The sequence below is a fragment of the Mycobacterium sp. DL99 genome, from assembly GCF_004762045.1.
In the GTDB taxonomy this organism is placed as follows: Bacteria; Actinomycetota; Actinomycetes; order Mycobacteriales; family Mycobacteriaceae; genus Mycobacterium.
In genome coordinates this window covers 1,165,479-1,184,701 of the sequence record NZ_SJOM01000007.1, presented here as the reverse complement: position 1 = coordinate 1,184,701, position 19,223 = coordinate 1,165,479, and the positions used below count along the sequence as shown (strand labels likewise).

Genomic DNA, 19,223 nt, shown 5'->3' with positions numbered 1-19,223 from the left:
CAAGCGGGCGTAGCGTGGCCGCATGGGCGAACTCTCCGACGACGTGATCGCTTTTTTGTCCGAAGGCACCCGCACCGCGGTGCTGGGTTGGGTTGCGGCCGACGGCCGACCGTTGGCCGCGCCCGTGTGGTTCGTGGTGGATGACGGCGCGCTGGTCTTCAACACCGGCAAGGACACCGCCAAGGGGCGGGCTTTGGCCCGAGACCCGCGAGTGGTGCTGTGCGTCGACGACACCAATCCGCCGTATGCGTTCGTCCAAATCCAGGGCGTCGCCTCGATCAGCGAGGATCCCGGCGAGCTGCTCGACATCGCCACCCGCACCGGTGGCCGGTATATGGGCGCAGACCGCGCCGAAGAATTCGGCCGGCGCAACGGCGTGCCGGGCGAACTCGTGGTGCGGGTCAAGCCCACAAAAATCCATGCTGCATTCGACGTGGCGGATTGAAAGGAGCCATCGTGGCTGAAGTTTCCGCATTCGCCGAGATGTTGTCCCGCGATCACGGGCTCTGCGTGCTGAGCACCCTGCGCCGCGACGGCAGCATCCAGTCCTCGGTGGTGAACGCCGGCGTGATGGCGCACCCACGGACCGGTGAACCGGTCGTCGCGCTCGTAGCCATCGGTGGAGCGCGCAAGCTTCAGCACCTCCGGGCCGATCCGCGGGCCACGGTCGTGGCGCGGGCCGGCTGGCAATGGGTGACGGTCGAGGGCACCGTCGAGATCATCGGGCCCGACGACCTCGATCCCGACACCGACGCCGAGGCGCTACGAGTGCTCCTGCGCACCGTCTTCGAAGCGGCCGGCGGCACCCACGACGACTGGGACACCTACGACCGCGTCATGCGCGAGGAGCGCCGCGCCGCGGTCCTGATCACGCCGACGCGGGTGTACTCGAACCCCGGCTGAGATATCTCGATGCCGCGCACGCAAAAGCCCCCGACTCGCGCCGGGGGCTTTTGACGTTTCGCGCTTAGCTCTCGAGCGAGGCCGGCGGCAGGAAGCGGTCGCCATACTTGGCGGCCAGCTCCTTGGCACGGGCGACGAACGCCGCCTTGCCGACGCCACCGGGGCCCTCGTAACCGACGATGAACTGGGCCGAACCACCGGTGTACGGCGGGAAGCCGATACCCATGATCGAGCCGATGTTCGCGTCAGCGGTCGAGGTGAGCACGCCCTCGTCGATGCACTTCTGGGTCTCCAGCGCCTCGGCGAACAGCATGCGGTCGATCATGTCCTGCAGCGGCGGGGTCGAGGACCCGGAGTTGAATGCCTCGCGCAGGCCGGGCCACAGCTGGGTCCGCTTGCCGTCGACGTACTCGTAGAAGCCGGCACCCTTCAGACGCGACGGACGGCCGAGCTCGATCATCTTCTCCACGACGGCCTCGGCCGGGTGCGGCACGTAGGTGCCGCCCTCGTCCTCGACGCCCTTACGGGATGCCGTGGCGATCTTGTGCATGAGCTCCAGGTTGAGCTCATCGCTCAGCTGCAACGGCGCGGCCGGGTAACCGGCCTGCGAACCCGCCTGCTCGATCGAAGCGGGCTCGACGCCCTCGCCCAGCATGGCCAGCGCCTCGTTGACGAAGGTGCCGATCACACGGCTCGTGAAGAAGCCGCGGCTGTCATTGACCACGATCGGGGTCTTGCGGATCGCCAGCGTGTAGTCGAACACCCGGGCCAGCGCCTCGTCAGAGGTCTTCTCGCCCTTGATGATCTCCACCAGCGGCATCTTGTCGACCGGCGAGAAGAAGTGGATTCCGATGAAGTCCTCCTGGCGCTTCACGCCGGTCGCCAGACCGGTGATCGGCAGCGTAGAGGTGTTCGAGCCGAGCAGCGCGTTGGGCTCGACGATGTCCTCGATCTCCTGGAACACCTTGTGCTTGAGTTCCTGGTTCTCGAAGACGGCCTCGATCACGAAGTCGACGCCCTTGAGATCCTGCGGATCGGCGGTCGGGGTGATCTTGGCGAGCAGAGCCGCAGACTTCTCTTCGGTCGTCTTGCCACGCTTGAGCGCCTTGGCCTCGATGCCTTCCGAGTACGCCTTGCCCTTGTCAGCGGCTTCCTGCGTGACGTCCTTGAGGACGACGTCGTAACCGGCCTTGGCCGACACGTAGGCGATACCGGCGCCCATCATGCCCGCGCCCAGCACACCGATCTTCTTGATCTCCTGCTTGGCGATGCCCTCGGGCCGCGATGCGCCGCCGTTGATGGCCTGCAGGTCCAGGAAGAACGCCTGAATCATGTTCTTGGCGGTCTGGCCGGTGACCAGCGAGGTGAAGTAACGGCTCTCGATGCGGCTGGCGGTGTCGAAGTCGACCTGCGCACCCTCGACAGCGGCGTCCAAGATGGCCCGCGGTGCGGGCATCGGGGCGCCCTTGAGCTGCTTCTTCAGCAGGGCCGGGAAGGACGGCAGGATCGCGGCGAGCGCCGGGCTGGACGGGGTGCCACCAGGGATCTTGTAGCCCTTGACATCCCACGGCTGCGTGCCGGCCTCGGGGTTGGCCTTGATCCATGCCTTGGCGGCGGGGATCAATTCGTCGACCGTGCCGACGAGCTCGTTGACCAGGCCCACCTCCTTGGCCTTGGCGGGGTTGAACCGGGTGCCCTGGCTCAGGACCTCCATGAAGGCCTTCTGGATGCCGAACATGCGCACGGTGCGGGTGACGCCGCCACCGCCGGGCAGCAGGCCCAGGGTGACCTCGGGCAGACCGAGCTGGCTGCCCTTGACGTCCGCGGCGATGCGGTGATTACACGCCAGCGCGATCTCCAGGCCGCCACCGAGGGCGGCGCCGTTGATGGCCGCGACGACGGGCTTGGGGAAGGTCTCCAGCTTGCGCAGGTCGGCCTTCACGCCTTCGACCGTGTCGAAGGCTTCCTGGGCATTGTCGGGCCCGATGTTGATCATCGCCTTGAGGTCGCCACCGGCGAAGAAGGTCTTCTTCGCGCTGGTGATGACCACACCGGTGATCGAATCCTGCTCGGCCACAAGGCGGTCCACGGCGTTGCGCATGGATTCCTTGTAGTGCTCGTTCATCACGTTGGCCGAACCGGTCGGGTCGTCCAACGTCAGGGTGACGATGCCGTCGGCATCCTTGTCCCACTGAATGGTGTTCTCAGCCATTGATTCTCAACCCTCTCAGACGCGCTCGATGATGGCGGCCACGCCCATGCCGCCGCCGATGCACAGCGTGATCAGGGCACGCCGAGCGCCACGACGCTCGAGCTCGTCGACCATGGTTCCGGTGATCATGGCGCCGGTGGCGCCCAGCGGGTGGCCCATCGCGATAGCGCCACCGTTGACGTTGAGCTTCTCGTCGGGGATGTTGAGGTCCTTCTGGAACTTCAGCACCACGGAGGCGAAGGCCTCGTTGAGCTCGAACAGGTCGATGTCATCGACGGTCAGGCCGGCACGGTCGAGCACCTTCTGGGTGGCCGGGGTGGGGCCGGTGAGCATGATGACCGGGTCGGCGCCGCTGGTGGCGGTGGCCACGACGCGGGCGCGCGGGGTGAGATTCTGAGCCTTCCCTGCGCTTTCTGACCCGATCAGCACCAGGCCGGCACCGTCGACGATGCCCGAACTGTTGCCGCCGGTGTGGACGTGGTTGATCTTCTCGACGTAGTGGTACTTCTGCAGCGCCACGTCGTCGAAGCCGCCCATGGCGCCAAGGCCCTCGAACGCGGACTTCAGCTTGCCCAGGTCAGCCGCGGTGGTGCCGGGGCGCATGTGCTCGTCGTGGTCCAGGACGACGAGGCCGTTCTGATCCTTGACCGGGACGACCGACTTGGCGAAGTAGCCGCCGGACCAGGCCGCCGCCGCGCGCTCCTGCGACCGCGCCGCGTAGGCGTCGACGTCGTCGCGGGAGAAGCCCTCGATGGTGGCGATCAGGTCGGCGCCGATGCCCTGCGGGACGAAACCGATGCGGTAGTTGGTCTCCGGGTCTGACGCCCAGGCGCCGCCGTCGGAGCCCATCGGAACGCGGCTCATCGACTCGACGCCGCCTGCCAGCACCAGGTCGTCCCAGCCGGAACGGACCTTCTGGGCGGCCAGGTTGACTGCCTCCAGGCCCGACGCGCAGAAGCGGTTGAGCTGGAAACCACCGGTGGTCTCGGGCAGCTTGGCCACCAGACCGGCGGTGCGGGCGATGTCGCCGCCCTGGTCCCCGACCGGGGACACCACGCCCAGGATGACGTCGCTGATCAGCGTCTCGTCCAGGTCGGGGTAACGGCTGCGGATCTCCTCGATCAGGCCGACAACCAGGTTGACCGGCTTGATCTCGTTGAGTGCGCCGCCGCGCTGCTTGCCACGGGGCGTACGGATCGCCTCGTAGATGAAGGCTTCTTCGGACATGTCTGCTCCCCTGCCGTATCGGCGTCCAGGTTCAGGTTGGGTTGTGGAACCGCCCAGCGAATGTGGGCAGCACGCTGACCGCAGCCTAACAGGCTCGCCCAACCCGTTGGTTGGGCCTGTGCTCAGCATCTCCTGTCGGGCTGCATTAGGACACCGAGACGGACGAGGAGAACGGCGACGTGTGCCCCGAATCGATCGTCATCGCGCGACCACGGCGTCCGCGGTCGGCCTGGAGGCCCGGCTCGATACCGAGTCGCTGCAGAGCGACGGAATCATCGAGTCGAACGTGGAAGTCGCTCGAGGAGTGCTGCCGGATCCCTGCAGGTGTCCGGACGCGAACGCATCGTGTTCCTGGTGTGGGACTGACGGTCGCCGCCTTCACTCCATCTGGCTCCAGGGACGTGGCTCCAGCAACCCGACCATAATCGAGTCATGAGTGTCCCCGCGCCTGAATCCCCCTCGCACGAGCATGTCGACTTCGAGGCACTCGATTCGTTCCGTTTCCCGGACGGTAGCGGGTACCCCCAGAGTTACCGCGAGTTTGTTCGCTCCTGCGGCTGGGCCCGCACGTTCGGCCTGTGGCTCATCTACCCGCCCGTGCAACCCGGTTTCGCAGACGGGCGGGCCCGTGCAGCAAACCTCACCGAACACTTCCACACGGTCTTCCGCGACGGCGAAGAGGAGGAATTCGACTGGATGATCGAGCCCGACGGTAGCTGGGACCTCGCCGAACGACTCGAAGTCTTCGGCTGGAGCGAGAACGGCGACCTTCTCCTCTGGGACGTCGCAAGCCGCCATGCCGACGAGGAGTTTCCGGTGTGGGAATCGCGCGGCATGAACACCCTCCACCTACTCGGCTCGAGCCTTGACGAGGCGCTTCTCAAGCTGCGCGAGCGCTCCGAGGCCCAGGTCATTGAGCCGCTGAGACCTGCCCGTCTCTGACCCACAGCTCATCCGGATCCGCTCGAGGCTGAGATCCGCCGGCACGCCACCGAGACCCGAGGCGCTCCGGCGTCAAGCACCAGTGCCTGCAAGCCACGGACACGTTCACGTCGCGCTACACGCCGATCGCTCGTCACTCCGCGTTGACGTAGACCTGAGCCACAGAGCCAGAAGCTACTGAGGTTGACTTGCCGCATGAACGACCTACCCGAGGAAGTCGAGGTGCGGGGTACCGTGCTGGACCGCATCGGACTCTCGGAGGAGCTTGTCTGCTGGTCGGCCGCTCTGCCCGGTGACGAACCGCGCACGGTCAGCATCGTCGTGGAACCGGCAGGACCGCCGACGGATGCGGCCGTCGACTCCGCTGCAGAGGCGATCGCCGGATTTGACGGGCTCGCAGCCGCCGCTTCGCGCTATCTCGTCGCCGAGCTCACCGATCCTGTGTGGGCGCTCGACTCGGTGGACCGCGAACGGCTCGACGGGCCGGAGGCGCCGTTCGACATGCCCGAGGCGATCATCTGGGCCGACGGTTCCTGGATGATCCGCTTCGCCGAGTGCGGCCTCGCAATGGGCGAGGAGTTCGGCATCGGGGTGCGTTTCACCGGGTCGGCGCCGGTCGCCATCGAGGACTTGTCTAGCGCGACCGAGGTCGAGACGGACTGACCACACTTTTGCGCCTTCACCGCAGAATCAACGTGCGGTAGAAGCCGTCAGGCCGAGCGAGGCTCCTCGATCTCGATCAGCGTCGGATAGTCGGTATAGCCCACGGGTCCAGGCGCATAGAACGTCGCCATATCGGGTTCGTTGAGCGCCGCACCCAGGATCAGCCGGTCGATCAGGTCCGGGTTGGCCAGGAACGCCCGCCCGACCGCGACAGCGCTGACCGCACCCCACTGGGCGTAGCCCTCCAACTGCGAGAAGTCGGTACCGGTGGCCCGGCCGGTGTTGAGGACGAACGTCCCCGACCACAGAGCGCGGACGACGCCGAACGTGTGCTCGGCCGGGTCGATGAGCACATGCAGGTAGGCCAGCCCGAGCGGCGCGATGCGCTCCAACAACGCCTCGTAGGTGCCGACCGTGTCGTTCTCCTGCATGCCGCCGGCGGTGTTCCCGGGCGAGATGCGCAGCCCGACCCGGCCCGCGCCGATCTCGTCGACGACGGCCTCGACCACCTCGGCGGTCAGGCGGGCCCGGTTCTCCGGCGAACCGCCGTAGGCATCGGTGCGCTTGTTGACCACATCGGAGGCGAACTGGTGCAGCAGGTAGCCGTTGGCACCGTGGATCTCCACGCCGTCCATGCCGGCGTCGATCGCGCGTCGGGCGGCGGCCCGGAACTGCTCGACGATCTCCGGGATCTCCGCGGCGTCGAGCGCGCGCGGCGTCTGCAGCGGCTTCTTACCGGTGGGGGTGTGGGTAACCACATCGGCCGCGATCGCCGAGGGAGCGACGGGCTCGACGCCACTGATGTCGGGGTGGGCCATCCGGCCGACGTGCCACAGCTGAACGAACATCTTGCCGCCCGCGGCGTGCACGGATTCCGCGATCTCGGCCCAGCCGTGCTGGTGGCGGTCGGTGTAGATGCCCGGGGTGTTCATGTAGGCACCGTTGGCGGTCTCGGCGACGGCGGTAGCCTCGCTGATGATCAGGCCCGCACCGGCGCGCTGTGAGTAGTACTGCGCGGCCAGCGGCGACGGGGTGCCATCGGCGTCGGCGCGCGAACGCGTCAGCGGTGCCATGAACAGACGGTTGGCAGCGGCGGTGTCGCCGACCTGGATCGGCTGCAGCAATGCGGCGTCGGCGTTCATTTTGTAGGTCACGCCGCTCTAAAGCGTCGGGCGCGGCCGGATCATTCCCGCCGAGCCTGCGTCCAGGCCGCCGAGCCTGCGCCCAGATCGCGGATTCGCCGAATTTCGCGATCTCACCGCAGTCTCGGCGCGCAACCACGCCTACGCTCGACGCTCATGACCGTGCACAGACTGCAGCCCTTCGCCGTGACGATCTTCGCGGAGATGTCTGCACTGGCCGGCCGACTGGGCGCGGTCAACCTCGGGCAAGGCTTTCCCGACGAGGACGGCCCGGCCGAGATGCTCAAGGTGGCGCAGAACGCCATCGCCGAAGGCCACAACCAGTACCCGCCCGGCCTCGGCATCCCCGAGTTGCGCGACGCGATCGCCGCCCAGCGCAAACGCCACTACGGCATCAGTTACGACCCGGACACCGAGGTGCTGGTGACCGTCGGCGCCACCGAGGCCATCGCCGCATCGGTCCTCGGCCTGGTCGAGCCGGGCTCGGAGGTACTGGTGATCGAGCCGTTCTACGACTCGTACTCCCCCGTGATCGCGATGGCCGGGTGTGTCCGTAGGGCCGTGCCGCTGCTCGCCGACGGTGCCGGTTTCGTGATCGACGTAGAAGGTTTACGCCGGGCCGTGACGCCCAAGACCCGCGCATTGATCCTCAACTCCCCGCACAATCCGACCGGCGCGGTGGCCTCCGATGCCGAGTTGCGCGCCATCGCGGCGCTGGCCATCGAACGCGACCTGCTGGTGATCACCGACGAGGTGTACGAGCAGTTGGTGTTCGGTGTCGAGCACCTGCCGCTGGCCGGATATCCCGGCATGGCGGATCGCACGGTGACCATCTCCAGCGCGGCCAAGATGTTCAACGTCACCGGCTGGAAGATCGGCTGGGCCTGCGGGCCGGCCGAACTCATCGCCGGGGTCCGTGCTGCCAAGCAATATCTGAGCTATGTGGGGGGCGGCCCGTTCCAGCCCGCGGTGGCCCACGCACTCAACCACGAGGACGGCTGGGTGGCCGACCTGCGCCAGTCATTCGAGGCCAAACGCGACCGGCTGGGCAATGCACTGGCCGACATCGGGTTCGAGGTACACGACAGCCGCGGCACGTACTTTCTGTGCGCCGACCCACGGCCGCTCGGATATTCGGACAGCACGCAGTTCTGTGCCGAGTTGCCGCATCGGGCCGGGGTGGCCGCGATCCCGATGTCGGCGTTCTGCGACCCGGAGGCTCCGCACGCCGATCTGTGGAATCACTTGGTGCGCTTCGCTTTCTGTAAGCGCGACGACACCATGGAAGAGGCGATCCGCCGCCTCGGCGTGTTGCGGGGCTAGCCTTCGTCGCTCAACACGATGGCGCGCTCTCTGGCCGTCATCGCACCCCAGATGCCGTACGGCTCCGGGGCGGCCAGGGCATGATCGCGACACCGGGCCAGCACAGGGCAATCCCGGCAGATCGCCTTGGCGGCATCCTCCCGCTTGCGCAGCTGGCGCCCCCGGACCTGGTCCGGGAAGAACGCCTCTGCCGGATGGTCCCGGCAGCGCCCGTGCAGCTGCCAGCTCCACTCGTCGAGCGCGGGTGGTGGCAGGTTGCGGGGAGAGCGGTGGACCGGGATCGCCGGACGCGTGGCGACGGTATCGCGTATCGCTTGTCGCGCAACGAGTTCCAGCGGTGGTCGGCTGTCGAAAAGCGTGCGGGACAAGGCGTTCACTCCTTTGGGGGAAGTGGCGTGTGGCCTGCCATGCTTCCAGCCCAGCCGGAGCCGGCACGTTGTCATCATGTAAGGAATCGACCGCAGATCGCGACACTTTGTCGCGCCATTTCGGCACGCTGCCGGCGATCAAGTGATATGGCCGTCGCCGCCGAGGGCGCCGGCAATTCGAGTAGGCCGATACTCGCGCGCAGCCTCACCAAATTTGCCACCATCGTAAAAACACTGGTGGGAGGCGTAATGAAGCTCGGATCGACAACGCTTGGGCGCGCTGCCGGCCTGACTGCGATCGTCGCGTCGGCGGTGCTCGCGGTGGCCTGTAGCGGATCGGCGGACCACACAGACTCGCCACCGCCACCACCACCGGCGAGTGGGAGCGTGACCCTGCCCACGACTTCGACGACCCCGTCCGGACCGCCCACCACCCACAGGCCACCCACCACCACCAACGACGGCAGCGGTGGATACACCACGACCACGACCTCGACCACCACCACTCTTACGGTCCCGGAGACCACCACTACATTGCCCACCCCGACGATCACCACGACAACGACGGTTCCGCCCACCACGCAGGCGCCGCCGGCGTGAGCGACGAGACGAAATCGCTCACCCAGTCCGCGGAGCGGTGGCTGAGCCTGGCGGCCCTGGTCGTCGCACCGACATCACTGATCACCGGGCTGTGTTACTTCTTCGGCCTGCTCTTCATCCGAAGCAAGTTGCAGTATTTCGGTGTCGATCCGTCGACTCTGGGTTACACGTCGGCCGACTATGCCGTCACCACAGTGGGACTCTTCTTCTTCGCAGCCCTGCGCGTGTTGATCGTCCTCGCGGTGCTGGTGGTCCTTGGGGTCGCGTTCCGGCACTGGGCCGCCACGGGGCGCCGAATCACGTTGTTGCGCACCATCGCATGGCTATTCGCGGGCTTCGGCGCAGTGAGCTTGACCGTCGCCGTGGTCTGGCTGGCGTCCGAGCGCAATCTGATCAAATGGATAGTCGACAACCCCACCCAAATGCACATGGCGGTGGCAATCGCCGCCGGCATCACGCTACCGGCCACCGGCTACTGGACTCTGACCCTCACCGGCTTGGGCCGGCTACCCAAGATTGCCGAGCGAGCACTGCTCGTCCTGGCGGCCACGGGCCTGGTGGTGGCGCTGTTCTGGGTCACCGACCTGTACGCCGTCGACCAGGGCAAGGGCCACGGCGCGTTCGCCTCGACACAGCTGTGGGCCGCCGACGGTGATTACACCGCAGTGCAACTCGACACGTTACGTTCTGGTGCCGGCCAGATGGTCACGGGAACAGGGTTACTCCATCACCGTGACGCCCGACGCGACACACCGCATCACCGGCGTGGTGAACGCGACTCCCGTCGCGAAAGGACCCAGTATCGACCCGTACTGGCAATGCCCCGAAGTCGTACGTACTTTCGGGCAGCCCGACCTCGAACCCATTCTGCTCGGACCCGAGGCCGTACAGACGACCGTCGGTGCCGGCAGCCTGAAGGCCACCGGCCCGGACACCAACTCCGATGCCGCGCCTGCCACCGGTGACTCCACTCCGCCGAAAGGTTGTGTACCCGAGGGCGATCCATCGGGAATCCCCGCAGCGCTGCCGCCGTACCCGGCAGATGTACCGGCCGCGCGAGAACGCGAGTTCACCGGTGGAACCACTTCCGGCCCGGTGTGGTTGCGGCAACGGGCCATGAGATTCGCCAACCCCGCCGAGGCCACGAATTTCATGGCCTCGGTCCAGGACCACTGGGGTTACTGCGCGGGAAAGGCAGCCGCGGTGAACCGTCATGGCGAGGCTCAGCCCCGCACCCTCGGAGCACGTGTAGTGCAGGAAGGCATTCTGTCGGTGCCTGATTCGGCGCCGTCGAGCACGATCCCGGACTGCACCCAAGCCCTTACCGCCAAATCCAATATCGTCGTCGCGGTCGACCTGTGCGGCGCCGAGGAACCATCGCGTGCGGTCGCCGTCGCCTACTCCCTGCGGGAGCGCATTCCCACCGACTACTAGGGCAGCGCGGCGGCCACTGCCCACAACGCGGCCAGATCCTCCGGCTCGGTCCGGATCGGACTGAGCACCACATCGGTGGCACCGGCGTCGAGATAGCGCTGCAACTGCGCGCGGACCTGTTCCGGTGACCCGACGGCCGCCAGTTCGGCGACGCTGGAAACCTGTTCGCGGGCAATGACTTTCCGATAAGACGGAATGCTCTCGTAGAATTCCAGTCGTTGCGCGGCGGCGTCGCGGGCAGCGTCCGCGTCATCGGCGACGAGCGCCGGCACCATGGCCACCACCTTCGGTTGCGCCCGGCCCACCGCGGCGGCCGCCGCGGTGATCGTCGGCACGATGAACTCCCCCACTGTGCGCGGTCCGGCGAGGTACGGCAATGTCCCATCGGCCAATTCACCTGTCACGCGAAGGGCTTTGGGCCCCATCGCGGCGACGTACACCGGGACGGGGGCACCGCCGGCCACGTGCACGGGCCACTCCGGGCTCGCGGTGAACTCGGTGCCGTGGAAGTCGACCGCACCATCGTGAAGGATCGCGCGGAGCACCTGCAGATGTTCCCGTAGCCGGCCCACCGGATCGGGCCACGCCGTGCCGAAGGCCCGGTGTTCGGGTGCGTGCGAACCCAATCCGAGCCCCAGAGTGAAGTTGCCGTGCGCGGCGGCCTGCGCGGTCTGCGCGGCGGACGCCACCAGTAGGGGGTGACGGGGATTGAGCGGCACCACCGAGGTGCCCACGCCGAGACCGGGCACCGCAGCCCCGATCAACGCGGCCAGCGTGATGGCGTCGACGTCGAATTGCTGGGCGAGCCAGATCTGACGGACCCCGGCCGCGGACGCGGTGCGGGCCTGTGAGATCGCGGCGTCGACGACGTTGGGGGCGGACGGGTTCAGGGGGAGGACGACTCCGGTCGGCATACCGGCACCAACCGGCACGGCCGTCTGGGCTATTCCTTTCCGCTCACGCTGCGCCATACCCGCGACAGCCATCAGCAAACTTCTTCCGGGATCCTCGGCTACACCTTGGAAAGGCTCAGCTAATCGGCCGGCCCCCCGGCCGCCCGCGATTTAGCCCAGCAAATAATTTGCCACCGACCCCCCATCAAGATCAGCAGGTCTGGATACCTGTCGCCTGACAAGCGGCTATCAAACTTCCAAACGCAACGACCTTGATCCGCCGCCGACCGATGGATGCAAGCCCTCGTAGTTGATGCGCCCGTGGCAACTCAACCGGTATGAGCAGCAATAAATTGGCAGACGCTGACGAAAATATCTCGCCAGGACCGGCCGGTACGAACACGTTCCAATTTTGCGGATTTAAGGGATTTCTCAGGTACTCTCCCCGTGTCCAAGATCACCCACCGAAAGGGACTAGATGCCAGTCACACTTCGCTCACCGCTCGCGGCGGGAGTCGCCCTGGTCAGCGCCAGCGCTATCGCGCTCACGCCGATATCGGCGATCCCCGCGGATCTACCCGCGCCGGCAATCCAGTCGACGGCAGTTCAGCTAACCGCCTCGATCGATCCACTGGACGCCTGGGTGAAGCTGTTCACCAACACCGGGGTCAGCGCAACGACGCTGGCCGAGCAGATCCTTGCCGACCCCGCGCCGATCCTGAGCCAGATGCTGCACAACGGGGCCGGCTACGCCCAAACGATCGGCACCATCGTCCAGGGCATGGGCAATGGTGTGGTGCAGTGGGTGAAAGACGTGCCCATGTACGCGGACGGGGTGAAAGCCGCACTGGACCAAGGCCGGATCGACAACGCCATCATGCAGATGGTGTATCCGCTGTTCGGGCTGGCGATCGGTATCGCGATGCCGCTGATGTCGCTGTCGTCGATCACCGTCGGCATCACCGGGAACCTCTACAAAGTGGCCCAGACCATCGCCAACCCGATGACGCTGTTCGGTACCGTGCTCGGCACGCTGCAGATCATGTCGAGCACCGCCGGCCAGCTCGGTGTCGGCCTGCAGTCCTTCGTCGACTCGGTCAAAGCCGGCGACGCAGTCGCGGCGGTGAACGCCCTGATCGCCACGCCGGCCTTGGTTCTCAATGGCCTGATCAACGGGACTGAATACACGCCCGGAATCCTGACGCCCGAAAGCCCCACGTCGTCCCCGTTGCCCGGCCCGATCGCCGGCGTGATGGTGCAGGTGCGCCGGGCCATCGCGCAGGCACTCGGCGCCCCGGCACCCGCATCGCCGATGGCGTTGCGCACCGCGCCCGACACCGTGGCCCCCGAAAGCCCAGCGGCCCTGCCGTCGGCCACGGCCAACACTGTCACGGTCAACCTCACCACCGACACCGCGGTGAAGACCGCAGTGACTGAGGCTCCGGTCGAAAATGTCGTCACCGAGAAGGCCACCGAGACCGACTCGCAGACCACGGTGTCCGATGCGGACACCAAGACGGAGCCCGCGAGCACCGAAACCAACGAAAACACAACGGTTTCAGACGACGCCGGCACCACGGTTACAGAGAAGACCGACACCGCCGCTGACGCAACCAACACCAGCAGCACCCGCGTCACGGCCAAGGTCCAGTCCACCAAGGCTGCCGAGAAGATTCGCGGCGACATCAAGAAGTCTGCCGATTCGGTTGGCAAGAACGTGGATTCGACGGTCTCCAAGATCCGCGACGGGCTCAAGAAGGGCATCAGCAAGCCCGCCAAGCCCGGCACCAAGAAGACCGACAGCGGCGCAGGCAACGCCGGCTCCAGCGAGGGCAGCGACTAACCACACCCCCTAGCCGTCGGCCCCGCCTTCCTCCACAAGGCGGGGCCGACGTGCTGGAGCGTTACTGCCGGCGCGAATTGCTCATGACGCGCTGACGCAACCGCTCGACGGCGACGTCGAGGACGAGTTTCCTCGCGCGCTTGACGAGGAACTCCGGGACCGGCATCGCGAGGTCGACGATGATGTCGAACCGCACCCGCGTCCTGTCCAACTCGGGCATCAGGTTGTATTCGACGTGCTGGCCGCGCTGCTGCAGGTTGGGCTCGGCATCCCACACCATCCAGTAGTCGCCCCAGTGAAATTCGAGCATTTCCGTGTCGGTGATGCCCAACAACCGCATCGTTGCCTTGACATGGTGCGGCCTGCCGTCGGGATAGCGATCGACGACCTTGACGTGACGATGCAACGTAGACCAGGACGGCAGCGCGTCGACATCGGCGAGCACCTCCATGATCGCCTCCGGCGAGGCGTCGAAGACCTCCTCGCGTGATGCCTGCACGGCCACGCCTCCGAATCTAGCGAAGCGTGCCGCCCAAGGCTGTGGTTCTGCGATGCCAACCCGCCGGCGAGAAAGCAGCGCGGGACTGATTAGCTGGGTTGCCGCGCGACGATCACCGGCGATATGGACGAATGAACCACTGCCGAGCTGACCGAACCGAGCAGCATTCCGGTGAATCCGCCGCGTCCACGATTGCCGACCACCACGAGCTGCGCGGTCTCTGCCTGGGCCAGCAATTGTCGGGCGGGCTTGTCCGGCATGACCACGCGCCGCACCGTGACATCGGGGTATCGCTCGCACCAGCCGGCTAGCTGCTCGGCGAGCGCACGTTCGGCTTCCGCGCTCAGGTCTTCCCACTTCACGTCGGGGAACTCGAAGTTGAGGTCGGTCCAGGTATGCACCACCACAAGCTCGACACCGCGTCGCGACGCCTCGTCGAAGGCGATCTCGGTGGCGTATTCGGAGGCACGCGACCCGTCGACCCCGACCACCACGGGCCCGTCCGACGGGTGTTCGCTTTCCGGGATCACCGCGACCGCACCGTGGGCGTGAGCCGCCAGGCTCGAGCTGACCGAGCCGAGCAACCGGCGTCCCCATTTACTCAGGCCACGGGAGCCCACAACCACCAGATCGGCATGCCGCGAGTAATCGATCAGCGTGGCCACCGCGTGTCCGGGAACCGCTTTCGCGATGATCCGAGGTTCCTGCTGGCCGGCAATAGTCTCGACCGCAACACGGCGCGCATCATCGAGGACCTCCTGCCCGCGCTCGTCCTGATAATCCCAATAGTCCTGGGGCAACGCGACATCCAGCCAGACCGGTGACGCAGCGCCCGGGAGCGCGTGGACCAGCGTCAGCCCGACGCCCCGCAACACGGCGGAGCGGGCCGCCCAGGCCACGGCGGCGTCCGACGAGGGCGACCCGTCAACCCCGACGACGATGCCGTGCCGGACGTCATGGTCACTCATGCGAATCTCCTTGTGGTGCAGAACGACAGATCATCACCGGCACCGGACTGTGGTGCAGCAGGTTCAGGCTCGTCGAACCCAGCAGGACACCGGCCAGTGCGTTGCGGCCCCGGGACCCGACCACTACGAGCCCAGAGTCGGCGACATGCTTCAACAGCGCCTTGCCGGGCGAGTCCGGCTCGATGAAACACTTGGCATCGACGCCCGAGTGGCGCTTGTTGTGGACGTCGACGGTCTCGGTGAGGTCGGCCAGTTCGGCGGCCTCCACGCCATCCCAGTCGATCAGCAGCGGGATGGTGACACCGGTCTCGGCGGGCGCGGCCAACGACAGCGAGCGCACGGCGTTGACCGCCAGCCCGAACCGATCGGCGAACTCGAATGCCGTCTCGAGTGCGGCCTGCGCGGCGGGGCTGTCGTCCACCCCGACGACGACGGGACCGTCACCGGGCGCCACCTTCTCCCCGCGGAAGGCGACCACCGGGCACGCCGCCCGCGTCGCCACGGCCAGCGCCGTCGATCCGAGCAGCAGCGCCGCGGCGGGCGTCACCTTCTTGCCGCCGAGGACGACGAGGCGCGCATCGGCGCTGGCGTCGATCAGCACCTGGTCGGCGGGTTCGTTGAACGAGACCGTGGACACCGACAGACCGGGATGATCGCCGCGCACGGCTTCATCTGCGGCCTTGAGGAACGCCTCGGCCATGTCGCGTTGGTAGGACATCATCGCCGCGGTGAACGCGGCCGCGGTCTGGGTCAGATTGCGGCCGACCGACGGCAGTGCGTGCACGATGCGCAGCGGAGCGCCGAACCGCTCGGCGACCGCGCCGGCCCACCGGGCGGCATCGAGCGCGCCATCACTGCCGTCGATTCCAACCACTACAGGTGCGTTCGAGGAAGTCACCCCTTCATCGTGGCGGCTGCGCGTCACTATGGCCAGGGACCAAAGACCTCAGGCGCTCCTAGTCCCAGCCGATGTCGGCGATATCGGTGCTCGACTGCGGCGGCTGCCCGGGTGTTCCCGGCGCCGTCCGGGAGAACCGCGGAGCCGGGGCGGCCTGCGCGACACCGTCGACGGAGATCAGTGTCGACCGGTCCAGCAGATGCTCACTCTTGGCGGCCTCACCCCAGGTCAGCACCGGTGTCACGCAGGCGTCGGTGCCGTCGAAGATCGCGGTCCACTCGTCGCGCGTCTTGCTGGCGAACCGCTCGGTGAAGATGGCCCGCATCTCGTCGTAGCGGGCCAGTTCGAACTGCCCGGGGATCTCGCCGGCGTCCAGGCCGAGACCGGCGACCAACTGCGCGAAGAACTGCGGCTCGATCGACCCGACCGCCATGTAGCCGCCGTCGGAGGTCTCGTAGGTCCGGTAGTACGGGGCGCCGCCGTCGAGCAGGAACGACTCGCGTTCGTCGCGCAACGATCCGGTGGCCCGCATGGTCCACATCATCTGCGCCAGCATGCTGACCCCATCGACCATCGCGGCGTCGATGACCTGGCCCTTGCCGGAGAGCTCGCGCTCGTAGAGCGCGGTGACGATGCCGATGACGACGAGCATCGAGCCGCCGCCGAAATCGGCGACGAGGTTGAGCGGGGCCACCGGCGGGCGGTCGCGGTAGCCGATCGCCGAGAGCGCACCCGTCTGCGACAGGTAGTTGATGTCGTGGCCGGCCGTGGTGGCCAGCGGGCCGTCCTGACCCCAGCCGGTGATCCGGGCGAAGATCAGCCGCGGGTTGACGGCCTCGCACTCGGCCGGACCGATACCGAGCCGCTCACAGGTGCCCGGCCGGAAACAGTCCAACAGCACATCGGCTTTGGCGACCAGATCCAGCAGCTTGCCCGGCTCGTTCTTCACATCGAGGTCGACGATGCGCTTGCCGCGGTGCAGCACGTCGACGTTCTCGGCGGGCATGGTCAGGCCACCCGGCCGGCGCACCCGCACCACATCGGCACCCAGGTCCGACAGCATCATCGCGGCGTGTGGCCCGGGGCCGATGCCGCCGAGTTCGATAACTCGCACTCCGGCGAGCGGTCCGGTGTTGGTCATGCGAGGCACACTAAGGGATGGGCGAAATCGGTTACACCGTCGGTGACTATCTCCTGGACCGCCTCGCTGAACTCGGGGTGACCGAGGTCTTCGGCGTCCCCGGCGATTATCAGCTGGAATTCCTCGATCACATCCTGGCTCACCCGACGCTCCGCTGGGTGGGCGGCGCCAACGAACTCAACGCCGGGTACGCGGCCGACGGCTACGGCCGGCTACGCGGCATGGCCGCGCTGGTCACCACTTTCGGGGTCGGTGAACTGTCGGCCGCCAACGCGATCGCGGGCAGTTACGCCGAACATGTGCCGGTGGTCCACATCGTCGGCGCGCCGTCCAAGGATTCCCAGGGTGCGCGGCGCATCGTGCACCACACGCTCGGCGACGGCGACTTCGAGCACTTCCTGCGGATCAGCCGTGAGATCACCTGTGCGCAGGCTAATCTGGCGCCCGCGACAGCGACCCGCGAGATCGACCGGGTGCTCTCGGAGGTGCGTGAGCAGAAGCGGCCCGGCTATCTGTTGATCGCCACCGACGTGGCCCGGTTCCCCACCGAACCGCCCGCTGCACCGTTGCCCCGCTACACCGGCGGCACGAGCCCGCGCGCACTCGCGATGTTCACCGCAGCGGCCGCCGAGATGATCGCGGACCACCGGCTGACCGTGCTCGCCGATTTCCTGGTGCACCGCCTGGACTGCGTCGACGAACTCAATGCGCTGCTGGCGGCCGACACCGTCGCCCACGCCACCCTGATGTGGGGCAAGAGCCTCGTCGATGAGAGCTCACCCAACTATCTGGGCATCTATGCCGGTGCGGCCAGCGAGGATTCGGTGCGCGAGGCGATCGAGGACGCTCCCGTGCTGGTGACCGCGGGGGTGTTGTTCACCGACATGGTCAGCGGGTTCTTCAGCCAACGCATCGACCCGGCCCGCACCATCGACATCGGCGTCAATCAGAGTGTGGTGGCCGGGCAGGTCTACGCCCCGCTGGACATGTCGGCTGCGCTCGACGCGGCCACCGCGATCCTCACCGAGCGCGGCATCACCTCACCGGCGCTGCCGCCGCATCCCACCCGGCCGCACACCGACCCACCCGGCCGGGATGCGGCACTGACCCAGGAAGTGCTGTGGGACAGGCTTTCTGAAGCACTTACCCCGGGAAATGTGGTGCTCGCCGATCAGGGAACATCGTTCTACGGGATGGCCGGACACCGATTGGCCTCCGAGGTGACGTTCATCGGCCAACCGCTGTGGGGCTCGATCGGCTACGCCCTGCCTGCCGCACTCGGCGCCGGGCTTGCCGCCCGGGACCGCCGGACGGTGCTGCTCATCGGTGACGGTGCCGCCCAGCTGACCATCCAGGAACTGGGCGCCTTCGGCCGCGAGGGCCTGTCCCCCGTCGTGGTGGTGGTCAACAACGACGGCTACACCGTGGAACGCGCAATCCACGGTGTCACAGCCGAATACAACGACATCACCGGCTGGCGCTGGACAGAGCTACCCGCGGCGCTCGGAGTCGCCGATGCGCTCACCTTCCGGGTCAGCACCTACGGTGAGCTCGACGACGCGCTGAGAACGGCGGCGGCCACACCGGACCGCATGGTGTTCGTCGAGGTGATGCTGGGCCGGATGGACATCCCGCCCCTTCTGGCCGAGTTGGCGCAATCCGCCTCGGACGCCAATTCGAGCTAATCCGGCGGCTGTCTACCCCTTCTTGACCTTGAGCACCTGCTTGCGCAGACCTTCGGTGGCGGTCTCCACGCCACCCTTCATGGTCCGCTTCAGAATGAAGCCCGGCAGCGGCACCGACAGATCGATCGTGATGTCGAACCGGACCCTGGTCTTGTCGCCCTCGGGGGTCAGGGTGTAGCTGGCGTCCTGGGCCTTGAGCTGGCCGGCGCGCACCAGCGTCCAGCTGACCTTGTTCTCGCTCCAGGTGTATTCGATGACCTGCTCATCGGTCAGCCCGGCTGCCTTGACCGTCATCTTGACCTGCTTGGGCCGGCCGTCGTCGTAGGACTCGAGTACCTCGGCACGCTGGTATTGCGGCGACCAGGTCGGCGTCGCCTCGACATCGGCGACGACGTCGAGGATCTCCTGCGGGGTCGCCTCGATCACTACTTCACGGGAATCGCTGGTTGCCATGCGGTGAGATTACTCGGGGCTACGCTCGG

At 67.1% G+C, this 19,223-nt stretch carries 20 protein-coding genes; 10 read left to right on the top strand and 10 right to left on the bottom strand.

Translation table 11 applies throughout. From position 1 onward, the window contains the following. Nucleotides 1-22 precede the first annotated feature (22 nt). Both EYZ64_RS05940 and EYZ64_RS05935 read left to right on the top strand, forming a co-directional pair. The gene (locus tag EYZ64_RS05940; RefSeq protein ID WP_135452644.1) at nucleotides 23-445 is read left to right on the top strand and encodes a PPOX class F420-dependent oxidoreductase; all 423 of its coding nucleotides are present in this window, start codon (nucleotides 23-25) and stop codon (nucleotides 443-445) included. Between the two features lie 11 nt (nucleotides 446-456). Then, nucleotides 457-903: a TIGR03618 family F420-dependent PPOX class oxidoreductase gene (locus EYZ64_RS05935; protein WP_210115473.1), complete on the top strand. Its 447-nt coding sequence runs from the start codon at nucleotides 457-459 to the stop codon at nucleotides 901-903. A gap of 64 nt (nucleotides 904-967) precedes the next feature. On the opposite strand, the gene EYZ64_RS05930 is transcribed toward EYZ64_RS05935, so the two are convergent. Then, nucleotides 968-3,115: a 3-hydroxyacyl-CoA dehydrogenase NAD-binding domain-containing protein gene (locus EYZ64_RS05930; RefSeq protein WP_135452643.1), complete on the bottom strand. Its 2,148-nt coding sequence runs from the start codon at nucleotides 3,113-3,115 to the stop codon at nucleotides 968-970. Between the two features lie 15 nt (nucleotides 3,116-3,130). Next, entirely contained in the window at nucleotides 3,131-4,342 is a 1,212-nt protein-coding gene (locus EYZ64_RS05925; RefSeq protein ID WP_135452642.1) for an acetyl-CoA C-acetyltransferase, read from the bottom strand. Between the two features lie 432 nt (nucleotides 4,343-4,774). Between EYZ64_RS05925 and EYZ64_RS05920 the strand changes: the two genes are divergently transcribed. Together EYZ64_RS05920 and EYZ64_RS05915 are read left to right on the top strand one after the other, a co-directional pair. Beyond that, nucleotides 4,775-5,284, top strand: coding sequence for a hypothetical protein (locus EYZ64_RS05920; RefSeq protein WP_135452641.1), 510 nt, complete (start codon nucleotides 4,775-4,777; stop codon nucleotides 5,282-5,284). Between the two features lie 195 nt (nucleotides 5,285-5,479). Continuing rightward, the gene (locus EYZ64_RS05915) at nucleotides 5,480-5,947 is read left to right on the top strand and encodes a hypothetical protein (RefSeq protein ID WP_135452640.1); all 468 of its coding nucleotides are present in this window, start codon (nucleotides 5,480-5,482) and stop codon (nucleotides 5,945-5,947) included. A gap of 47 nt (nucleotides 5,948-5,994) precedes the next feature. Here the strand turns inward: EYZ64_RS05915 and EYZ64_RS05910 are convergent, their stop codons facing one another. Then, on the bottom strand, nucleotides 5,995-7,089 hold the full coding sequence (locus EYZ64_RS05910) for an alkene reductase (RefSeq protein WP_502703007.1): 1,095 nt from the start codon (nucleotides 7,087-7,089) through the stop codon (nucleotides 5,995-5,997). A 156-nt stretch (nucleotides 7,090-7,245) separates the two neighbouring features. Here EYZ64_RS05910 and EYZ64_RS05905 point away from each other — a divergent pair, with 156 nt between their 5' ends. After that, a complete protein-coding gene (locus tag EYZ64_RS05905) occupies nucleotides 7,246-8,412 on the top strand; it encodes a pyridoxal phosphate-dependent aminotransferase (RefSeq protein ID WP_135452638.1) in 1,167 nt (388 codons plus the stop codon). Here EYZ64_RS05905 and EYZ64_RS32320 read toward each other — a convergent pair. Next, nucleotides 8,409-8,780 (bottom strand): WhiB family transcriptional regulator, encoded by a 372-nt coding sequence (locus tag EYZ64_RS32320; protein ID WP_353653665.1) that lies wholly within the window; start codon nucleotides 8,778-8,780, stop codon nucleotides 8,409-8,411. The two genes, EYZ64_RS05905 and EYZ64_RS32320, sit on opposite strands and share 4 nt — an antisense overlap. Before the next feature lie 249 nt (nucleotides 8,781-9,029). Here EYZ64_RS32320 and EYZ64_RS31990 point away from each other — a divergent pair, with 249 nt between their 5' ends. Genes EYZ64_RS31990 through EYZ64_RS05890 form a run of 3 tightly spaced genes read left to right on the top strand, consistent with a single transcriptional unit; the run spans nucleotide 9,030 to nucleotide 10,814 of the window. After that, a complete protein-coding gene (locus EYZ64_RS31990) occupies nucleotides 9,030-9,380 on the top strand; it encodes a hypothetical protein (protein WP_167857722.1) in 351 nt (116 codons plus the stop codon). After that, nucleotides 9,377-10,345: a hypothetical protein gene (locus EYZ64_RS32315; protein WP_286175362.1), complete on the top strand. Its 969-nt coding sequence runs from the start codon at nucleotides 9,377-9,379 to the stop codon at nucleotides 10,343-10,345. The genes EYZ64_RS31990 and EYZ64_RS32315 overlap by 4 nt, the downstream gene beginning before the upstream one ends. After that, nucleotides 10,245-10,814 carry a sensor domain-containing protein gene (locus EYZ64_RS05890; protein WP_286175256.1) on the top strand — a complete coding sequence of 190 codons (570 nt, stop codon included), beginning with the start codon at nucleotides 10,245-10,247 and terminating at the stop codon, nucleotides 10,812-10,814. The genes EYZ64_RS32315 and EYZ64_RS05890 overlap by 101 nt, the downstream gene beginning before the upstream one ends. Here the strand turns inward: EYZ64_RS05890 and EYZ64_RS05885 are convergent. Beyond that, nucleotides 10,811-11,728 carry a TIGR03564 family F420-dependent LLM class oxidoreductase gene (locus EYZ64_RS05885; protein ID WP_135459834.1) on the bottom strand — a complete coding sequence of 306 codons (918 nt, stop codon included), beginning with the start codon at nucleotides 11,726-11,728 and terminating at the stop codon, nucleotides 10,811-10,813. The genes EYZ64_RS05890 and EYZ64_RS05885 overlap by 4 nt on opposite strands. 457 nt (nucleotides 11,729-12,185) lie before the next feature. Here EYZ64_RS05885 and EYZ64_RS05880 point away from each other — a divergent pair, with 457 nt between their 5' ends. Further along, the gene (locus EYZ64_RS05880) at nucleotides 12,186-13,550 is read left to right on the top strand and encodes a hypothetical protein (protein WP_135452634.1); all 1,365 of its coding nucleotides are present in this window, start codon (nucleotides 12,186-12,188) and stop codon (nucleotides 13,548-13,550) included. 61 nt (nucleotides 13,551-13,611) lie between these two features. Here the strand turns inward: EYZ64_RS05880 and EYZ64_RS05875 are convergent, their stop codons facing one another. The 4 genes from EYZ64_RS05875 to EYZ64_RS05860 form a co-directional block, all read right to left on the bottom strand. Beyond that, on the bottom strand, nucleotides 13,612-14,055 hold the full coding sequence (locus tag EYZ64_RS05875) for an SRPBCC family protein (RefSeq protein ID WP_135452633.1): 444 nt from the start codon (nucleotides 14,053-14,055) through the stop codon (nucleotides 13,612-13,614). 83 nt (nucleotides 14,056-14,138) lie between these two features. Then, nucleotides 14,139-15,017, bottom strand: a complete 879-nt coding sequence (locus EYZ64_RS05870) for a universal stress protein (RefSeq protein WP_135452632.1) — start codon at nucleotides 15,015-15,017, stop codon at nucleotides 14,139-14,141. Then, nucleotides 15,010-15,915, bottom strand: a complete 906-nt coding sequence (locus EYZ64_RS05865; RefSeq protein ID WP_135452631.1) for a universal stress protein — start codon at nucleotides 15,913-15,915, stop codon at nucleotides 15,010-15,012. Before EYZ64_RS05865 ends, EYZ64_RS05870 begins: the two co-directional genes overlap by 8 nt. Before the next feature lie 58 nt (nucleotides 15,916-15,973). Further along, nucleotides 15,974-17,056, bottom strand: coding sequence for a CaiB/BaiF CoA transferase family protein (locus EYZ64_RS05860; protein ID WP_135452630.1), 1,083 nt, complete (start codon nucleotides 17,054-17,056; stop codon nucleotides 15,974-15,976). Nucleotides 17,057-17,073: 17 nt separating this feature from the next. Between EYZ64_RS05860 and EYZ64_RS05855 the strand changes: the two genes are divergently transcribed. After that, nucleotides 17,074-18,741: an alpha-keto acid decarboxylase family protein gene (locus tag EYZ64_RS05855; protein ID WP_135452629.1), complete on the top strand. Its 1,668-nt coding sequence runs from the start codon at nucleotides 17,074-17,076 to the stop codon at nucleotides 18,739-18,741. Nucleotides 18,742-18,753: 12 nt separating this feature from the next. Here the strand turns inward: EYZ64_RS05855 and EYZ64_RS05850 are convergent, their stop codons facing one another. Then, on the bottom strand, nucleotides 18,754-19,194 hold the full coding sequence (locus EYZ64_RS05850; protein WP_135452628.1) for an SRPBCC family protein: 441 nt from the start codon (nucleotides 19,192-19,194) through the stop codon (nucleotides 18,754-18,756). Nucleotides 19,195-19,223: the final 29 nt, after the last annotated feature.